Origin of the sequence: Bradyrhizobium sp. HKCCYLRH1034, assembly GCF_051168375.1 — a bacterium.
GTDB lineage: Bacteria > Pseudomonadota > Alphaproteobacteria > Rhizobiales > Xanthobacteraceae > Bradyrhizobium.
Genome location: NZ_JBNPUW010000028.1, coordinates 1 through 8,189, shown reverse-complemented (window position 1 = coordinate 8,189; position 8,189 = coordinate 1). Strand labels below are relative to the sequence as shown.

Below are 8,189 nucleotides of genomic sequence, written 5' to 3'. Positions count from 1 at the left end.
CCGGGCGTGAGCGGCGCGCCACCGCCAGGTAGTTCGAAGCGAGGCTGACGGACGCCTGGTTCGACGTCGGCTATGGGTCCTTCAAGCACGGCCCAAGCCGGTTGCGGCGTCGTGCATCGACGTACAGCGTCGTACTCCTAAGTACAGCGACACGGCGATCTCGGCTGGCTACGACATTTGCTTCCATCCGAGTCGCTCAGCTAAGCTGCCTGCATGAGCTACCGCGTCTTCATGCATCGGACTGATTCGATCTACGACGATAGTCCGGCGGAGCAGTACCAATTTCCCAAACAATATCTCGGCCGCGCGCAGGGCAGCGTCGGAGATTGGATTGTCTACTTAGAGCCGACGAAAGTGCTTGGAACGCGCGGCTATTTCGCGATCGCTCGGGTCGAGCGGATCATTCCAGATCCGAAGGCGCCCGATATGTATCTCGCGCTCATTCAGCCCGGCTCATACCTCGAATTCGTCAGCCCGGTTCCTTTCAGCGAGCAGAACGGTCCGGTCGAGCGGGGTCTGCTCAACGAGACGGGCAAGATCTCGGGCCGGGCGCAGGCGGCTGTGCGGCCGATTTCGCCGGAGGACTTTCAGCGCATCATCGAGCGCGGTCTGGATGATCGAGACGCCTTGTTGCCGCGTATGCCGGAGACCGGCCACCCCCTTAATGGGTTTGAAGAGGATCAAACGCCATTGGCGTCGGAGCAGCTCCGCCATCGCATCCAGCGTCTGACGTCGCGTATCGCCCAAGATCGCCTGTTCCGCAAGATCGTACTGCGAGCCTATGGCGAACGTTGCGCCATCACCGGGCTGGAACTGATCAACGGCGGCGGACGTGCCGAAATGAATGCGGCCCATATTCGCCCTGTCGAGGCCAACGGTCCCGACCTCGTGCAAAACGGGCTGGCCTTGTCGGGAACGGTCCATTGGATGTTCGACCGACCCTTCTATGGTGACAACAAGGGTTGTATCACTTTCTTTGTCAAACAGCCGACCGGGTGAAGCGAGCGCAGAAAATGCCTGCTCTTTCGTGCAGCGTTGCTGCGACGCTATGCAATTTTGTCCGAATCATGTGATCTGAGCACGACCACGTCGAATCGGCTCTGCAACTGAAAGCGGGCGGGCGGGAATCCGACGGACTACTTACCAATAGGGATCAGTTTTGCCGTGACAAACGCATCGATCCACGCTTTCCAAGGATTATCAACCGGCCCGCTCTCAAGACTGTAGGTCGCGCTGATGAAGTTGCCTTCGCCACCGACGACAGTCTCGATCCCGTCTGTAGGCGAGTGGCTCATACCGACCACGCTTACGCTTACGATCTCCTGAAACCGGTAACCTTTGGGTGCCGGAATCTGATCGGAATAGTCTTGGCGTGTCGCCGCCGACTTGTGAATGTCGAGCGTCTTCGAAACCAAGTAGGATCGAAGTTCCGGCTGGAGTTGGCTTGATGCAACCAGTGGCTCCGAAGGCTTGATTCGCGCCACCACTCGACTGCTGATCGAGGCTGGCGCTGGCTTTCTCTTGGTTGGAGAGCCGAGCGTCTCCCGCAAGGCGTCGAGAATGCTCTTGCTTTCGGTGCCCGCATTCGCCTCGATCGTCAATTGAATCGTCTTCCCGTCGCCCAGGATTGCCGTACCTGAGGGGGTTGCCGAAACGCGCTCCGCGTCTGATTTCGCATCTGCCCTCACGATCTCCTCAAAAACGCTTCCCGGGGGCGCTTGAAATGCCTGTGTCAGTTTCGTCGTCTGGCCAGAGCCAAGCTCGACGGTCGAGGTCTTATCAAGTCGCACCTCGGCTATCGGCCCCTGAGGCGCAGCCAATTTTTTGTCGCACGCCGGATCGTAGCTCGTTCCAATCAACGCCTTGGTTTCAGGCGACATCGAAGCGATCGCGCTTCGGATCAACTCTGCACGGCTCATTAATTCGACGCGTTCAAAATTGACTTCTTCTTGTCCGATTCCAATCGCTATTACGTAGCCCTTGGAATTAAACACCGGTCCGCCGCTATCGCCCTTGTGCATGGGCATTTGCATTACAACTGGCAGCGGATCAATGGCGGGCTTGGACACGATACCGTGTCGACTTGCCAACCTGTCGTCACCAAAATATCCAAGCAGGACAAGCGCCTCGTCCATATTGTAATCGTCGCAGAGGCGAAGAAATCTTAGGGGAGCCTGAACATTCTCAATTTTCAACAATCCGACGTCGTGAGGTGTCGTGGCCGATTTCACGACTTTGAGCCTTAATGGCGGATCGCTGGCCACAAGCAAATTGCGAGCATCATCATGGGGCAAGCGGGCCTCGATCACCAGCGTGTCCTGTTCGAATTCTGTCGGATTGGGCACCACATGGCCCGCCGTCATGACAAGTCCATCTGGCGACACAACGAATCCGGTAGCATAGCTGTCAAAGAATCTTTTCTTTTGCTTTTCCTTTTCAGGCATAGATTTAAGCGCTTCAGCCTGTTCCTTGAATATCCCTTCGATATGGAGGCGAACGACTGCCGGCCCAGAGTCCTGGTAGGGTGCAGCGATCGCTGCGGAAGACGAAAGCAATGCTGCGAACGTGAGCGCCGCGCTACGCATGCAACTGCGGATCGGTCCGGTAGGAATGTAATTCGAGCACCGAGCCATGTTTCCCAATCCTCTTCCGGTTGATCGCGTGCCTGACCGGGGTGCCTTCGAATTGATTTCCGCCCAATACAAGAACGCTGTCGGCGTCCTCGGTGACGAAGAAGCCAACATGACCATGATTCGGATTACTGTTGTTCTTGAACACGACAATGTCGCCCGGCTGCGCCTTCGTAGCTACCTTGGCTCCCCAGTTCCTGAACGAAGCTGAGGCCGCACTGTATGTAGGGTCCGCTGCGCCGCTAATCGGCTTTCTCCCGATGCCGGAACGTATCAAGCAATAGTTTACGAATGCTGCGCACCACGCCGTTGTATCTCCGCTGGGCGTCGTATTGGTGGATGCAAAGAATCCAACTATCACCGGATTCCACCGAACCGGCCACGCAGTCGTGTAGGGGCGAAGCTCCTTCCCATACTTGCCGTTAGCGACATCCAGAAAATAGAGCGCCACTTCGATGGGACTGCAATTCGTGGGAGCTTGATCCAACAGCTTCTTGGCGAGCGTTTCCTCCTCCGGTGTTGCGGGACTAGTTCCGAAGGGCTGGTAGCCGGTAATCGGGCCATTGAGTGAGGGTTGGTTGGCGAAATCCTTCAGAGCATCAGGAATGCTCGGTGCTTCGGTATCTTCCTTGGTAAGGGCGCTCCAATCAATCGCAGGCTGCGCGCCAGCAGCACTGGTCAAAATGAACGATGCGGCACCGGTCAAGACCACTCGTCGACTGATAAGCATCATACTGCACCTCTCGTTAGTACGGACTTTCGACGTCTTGTTTGACCGGCCTAGCCTCACATCATATGTCGCCGACGGCGTGGAGCCCGGCCCAGTGATAGGGATGTTCGAACGGATACTGATCCATTCTTGCGATCTCACCCAACACAGCAGGCAGTTCGGGGTTCGCAGGGGCCATATTTTGAAGCCAGGCCGAGAGGTCATCCCTCGTCATCATCCTGACTTCGCACTGAGCCCGGCAGAGGGCACTGCAAACGTCGCTGCTCTTGGCCAGCTCCAGATAGCGAAGCATCAATACAGCCGTGGCCAATTGAGGAATTGTCCAAAGCGCGCCTAAGACGTGCTGTGCCCCTGATGCGAGCATTGCACTCGGCAGACCGATATACTCGGCGCCGATTTCTGCGCGAGCCAAACCGCTGCCGCACGCCCCCATGATGACGCTGCGGCACCCGCGCAGGTCGAGTTGTGCGAAAATCTCGGAGAATCCGACCTTGCGATCACCGGCAAGTCTTAGATAACTGCCATCCAGATTGTCAGCATCGTAGAAACCATGACATGCGAACAGAGTGTCGGATGCAGGACGGGCCGAAATTGACCCCATCAACTGCGGCCACCCCTCGGGCCGTTCGGAAATGCACATTCCTCCATAAATCTCTTGGAGCTTCGTTTCGATAAGGTCGTAAAATGGGACACCTTCACCCGAGACGTAGCGCAGCGTCACGCCCTGCTCAGGGGACAAAATCTTGCGATGGTTTTCAAGAAATAGACCCAGTGTCTGCCCGTAGCTGAGTGAGGCGCAGTGGTCGATCAGCATTTTCCCCTTTATGCGAACGGCATGAAGCGGCACGGCATTCATCTGGAGACGCGGAAAGATCTTTAAATGTCTGTCCGGCAAGAATTTCAGTATTGGCTCAAGCAAGGGATCGAGTAGATTCGCGTAGCTTAACAGGAGCTTATCTAATGCGCTCCTATGTACGCCCTCGCTGCCATCATCCGATGTGGCTCTCTGGTACTCTTCGTGGATTGGACGCAGGTCGTGTTCACCAAACGGAGCGTTGAAAGGAGCAACCGCCCCGGACTCCACGTCTGCCAAGACCATGATGCTCTCATGGGTTCCGACATGGAACAGCAGGAATATCGTTTTGGGCAGACGCAAGGCCAATGCTCGCCGGGCGTTCTTGTCGCTTGACAGCAAGTCGAAGAGCATCGGCTGTAACGCGATCGAGCTTTTAAGATATTGCCTTCGTTCGGCGTAATGCTGAGTGGCACTGGCAAGATAGTCTTCGAAATTGGGCGGCATCGTATTTGGCGAGCTATAGTAGATAGCTCGCCTGCGGCGAAACTCTGCCACAGCGGTACGAGGCTCGTTGCGGGTTGCCGCGATTTCCGAGACCAGCTCGGTAATCTGTCGTGGACCATTCCATTCGACCTCGGCCAGCATGTCGATGGTGGACTGCAGGAGACATGCAGCCTTCACCGAATTGGTGGAAAAGGAGCGAAAAAGCTGCTGCTTGGCGGCGCGAGCAAGCGGAAGAGGCGACTGAATGGTGAGGTGTGCATCGAGATGTACGCGGCCGGCGCGGTAAGCAAGCAGCGCTGGGCGCAACTTCTCGGGGTCGTCGACCCGGACTGCTTTGGTGCCTGGCCTTCCGGCGTCGACATTTGCAGTCTGCCCCGCCAAGAGGAAAAGAGTGTCGCCCAGCTCTCGGGCTGATAAAGCCTGCCAGTACGACGTATAGGCAAAAGCAGGACCTTGCTTCTCGTACTCTAACGCTTTCTCGAAATGGAACCGGGATGCTTCCAGATTTCCTATCTGCCGCTGAGCGTGCCCAAGCAGACGCTCAAGATGTCCGATCTCTGTGTCCAGCTTGAGCCTGCGAGCCTCAGCGAGAGCAGCCTCGTATTCGGCGATGCTTAGCCCAAACTGGTTCTGTTCCGCCAGCAACAGGCCGAGAAAGCGTCGGGCCAAGATTGCGTAAAAGGCGACATCATCACTCTCGCATTGTGAGATGATGATCCGGAGCGCATCAGCATTTCTGATGTCGAATGCGGGGTAGTGCTTGCGGGCGGCTTCGATCAGCCAACGTTGACTCAGGCGAAGGTAGAGGTGAACAGCGCAAGGATTTGAGTCCGAATACTCAAAAGGACGCGTCCAGCGATGATAAAAGTCGTAAGAATGATGCAGTTTCGATCTTAGTTCATCGCCGATCGGTTCAAAAGGTTTCCCGAGAGCGACTTGATTTTCGAGGTACTGAGAGTACGCCGTCTCCAGGGATGATAACGCGAGATCGTCCGCAAAGAGCGTCTGCGCGTCCGAATAGAGCTGACAGGCCCAGAAGAAATAGACTGACTGGCGCGTCATCGCGACCTGCTGGAAGAGGTCAGTTAGCCAGTACGCGTAGAGCCGATACCAACGTACCCAACGCTCCAGCTCGGCGCACCAGGTACGAACGTCGTCTTCGCTCGAGCACAATTCCGCCCACTGGTTCACGATGCCTGGACGTAGAGGCGCCAGTCGGCTTGGTCGGAAATCCTTGTCAGCCAGCAACTGGACCAAGCTAACAAGGAAGTGGCGATGACTTGAGGGCAGAGACGAGCCATCAGGCGGCGAACATGGCTCCAGGGTGCCGCCCGGTTGCTCCCCGCTGGAAGAGCGGGGGGCGAGCGACGAGGATGCAGCCAGTGCTGCAAACCTGAGTAGCTCTCTACGACTCGTCCTCATATAATACAACTAAGGCGAGTTTCTTGCATTGGTTGTTGATCCATATCAAACAACCAAAGATCTTTAGGTCTACGCTTGTGGCTTTTGATGAGGGCGGCCGATGATCAGGTGGTGTTCAGCCGGAGTCGCGGTACTGTTTTCCATATCGCTCACTGCACCTGCTCAGTCGCAGGAGTGCACTGGGCTATCGATCGGCGGAGTTTGCTTGATCGGGAACAGACCCGAAGCTAGGTCGCTGGATCCGGCCGATAAGGACCAGTTGCTTCGAATCATTCCTCCAAAGCAGCGTCGACTTCCGAATCCCGATGAACTTTACAAAGTCGATCTGTCTTGCGCCTCAATTGGCTCGCCTGGTCTGATCGACTGGGGACCGTTCGTTCAGACTTCCGTCACCACCAGTCACATAGTTGCGCTGACCCCGACAAGGCTTTCGTCTTCTCAGCTGCCCTCCGATGCCAAAGCAGCCGTTACTGTTTTCTCAGTATCTGGAGACAAAAAGAGCCGTAGCATATTCAAGAACGAAAAATGCGATACCAGCTTCGCAGTTTCGGGACGTGACAAGCTTTTTATAGCTGCGACGGCGAACAAGACCGACACCAACCAGCCCGGCCCTCTTGCGGCAGGTGTTGCCGGTCTAATCCAGGTGGCCCTTCCCATCCTGCCGCTATTTGCTGGCGTCGGACCGGCAACCAACGTCCTGAAAGCCGCCTCGCAGGCCAACGATCCATTGACGAAATTGTATTCGCAGCTTGATCGCGGCAATACCGTTACGCAATCGCAGCCATTGTACCAGGGCGTGAATACGGTCCGCACCCCCTACAGCACCGTGAAGGTAAGTCTCTCGAAGATTAAGTCGGTCACTCAAGATCCCGACCTGATTGGACCATATGAGAACATCGTCAAAGATGCCTACACCACGTTGAAAATAGCGGACAAGGCGGTAGGTGACTTGGCCGAAAGTTGTCGGCGTTTCGATGCGTTAATGAGGGATCGCAATCTGTCCCCCGACGACATATCGTACGGTTTGGTGTTGCTGACGCTGCTTTCCGGCTTCGACCAGACCAAAACCTTGACTTGTATGGGGTCGGATTATGCGCTTTCGGGACTCAGTCATGTGGCCCTGTGGAAACGCTATATGGAAAAGCCGGTGTATGATGCCGGTTCGGCGAAGGCGTTCTTCTACCGAGATGACCTTAGTCCGAGGCCGCCACACAAAGAGTTCGCTCGCGTCCAGAAGCGCCTGGAATTCGCGATGTATGCGCTTGGCGGGTACACGCTCTCGCGCGGTCAGAACAGGGGGGATGTCGATAGTTTCTTCACCGATAAGATTTATGTCGTGAATTTTCCCGGAACGCCATTCGACGGTCCGACGGAGGGAGCGTTCTGGACGCGCGATGATTTCCTAAAAAGGTTCATTAGCGCGGACCCATCTGCCGCATTTCGTATCGCGTGTCTGACTTCCGATACGGAGGGCGATGGATTGTTCTTGGCGTTCAGCGCGAAGCCCCCAAATCAACCTGTCTTCGCGGACGACGATGCAGTTGCTCTGCGTGTCTGGCTGGATGGCGACGGAAGGATCGGATGGGTAACCCTGCAGCAGAATGTCGATCTCGTGGAAAAGGCCGTCCCAGCTTCCAGGTTCTGTGGCAAGAACCTGAAAGTGACGCCGCTACCAAAGCCGAAAGAGCCACAAGCAAACGCCGAATCCGAGCGCAGAAGCTGGCGGGTGAGCAAGTTGGCAAGCGCGCAAGTTAGCAAGCCTACCAACCAATAAGCTAACAAGTCAGCAAGCCAACAAGTCAGCGGGCTAACAAGTGGTGCCGGAGCGCGGCGGCGGCGCCGCGGTCGCGCGTGGCAGGCACGGCTAGGGGCATTCGTAGGCAGGCCGCGCCGGTCAATATCGGAGTGCGGCGGGGGCTTGCGTTTTTCATTCGTACCGGTAATTGTACCAGCATTGGTACCAGCGGCGTCGCCATCTGCACGAAACGCCTGCCAAATTGGGACACGGAAGGAAGATAATTGGCGCAGAGTCCCTCCCTCTCCGCCAGTTCCTCCCTCGGCCACCTCCCGGCGGGGCTTGTCATGGGCCTTGAGCGGTGAGCCAGAC

At 56.5% G+C, this 8,189-nt stretch carries 5 protein-coding genes; 2 read left to right on the top strand and 3 right to left on the bottom strand.

The window, feature by feature from the left end; genetic code table 11:
- Positions 1-213 precede the first annotated feature (213 nt).
- Complete coding sequence (locus ACQR0W_RS33470) at positions 214-999, top strand: HNH endonuclease (protein ID WP_316172081.1); 786 nt, start codon at positions 214-216, stop codon at positions 997-999.
- Positions 1,000-1,136: 137 nt separating this feature from the next.
- Here the strand turns inward: ACQR0W_RS33470 and ACQR0W_RS33465 are convergent, their stop codons facing one another.
- The 3 genes from ACQR0W_RS33465 to ACQR0W_RS33455 form a co-directional block, all read right to left on the bottom strand.
- Positions 1,137-2,585, bottom strand: coding sequence for a trypsin-like peptidase domain-containing protein (locus ACQR0W_RS33465; protein WP_316172080.1), 1,449 nt, complete (start codon positions 2,583-2,585; stop codon positions 1,137-1,139).
- The gene (locus ACQR0W_RS33460) at positions 2,578-3,336 is read right to left on the bottom strand and encodes a CHAP domain-containing protein (RefSeq protein WP_316172079.1); all 759 of its coding nucleotides are present in this window, start codon (positions 3,334-3,336) and stop codon (positions 2,578-2,580) included. The genes ACQR0W_RS33465 and ACQR0W_RS33460 overlap by 8 nt, the downstream gene beginning before the upstream one ends.
- 85 nt (positions 3,337-3,421) lie before the next feature.
- Positions 3,422-5,851 (bottom strand): CHAT domain-containing protein, encoded by a 2,430-nt coding sequence (locus ACQR0W_RS33455; RefSeq protein ID WP_316187491.1) that lies wholly within the window; start codon positions 5,849-5,851, stop codon positions 3,422-3,424.
- Positions 5,852-6,287: 436 nt separating this feature from the next.
- Between ACQR0W_RS33455 and ACQR0W_RS33450 the strand changes: the two genes are divergently transcribed.
- Positions 6,288-7,856 carry a hypothetical protein gene (locus tag ACQR0W_RS33450; RefSeq protein WP_316172077.1) on the top strand — a complete coding sequence of 523 codons (1,569 nt, stop codon included), beginning with the start codon at positions 6,288-6,290 and terminating at the stop codon, positions 7,854-7,856.
- Positions 7,857-8,189 lie beyond the last annotated feature (333 nt).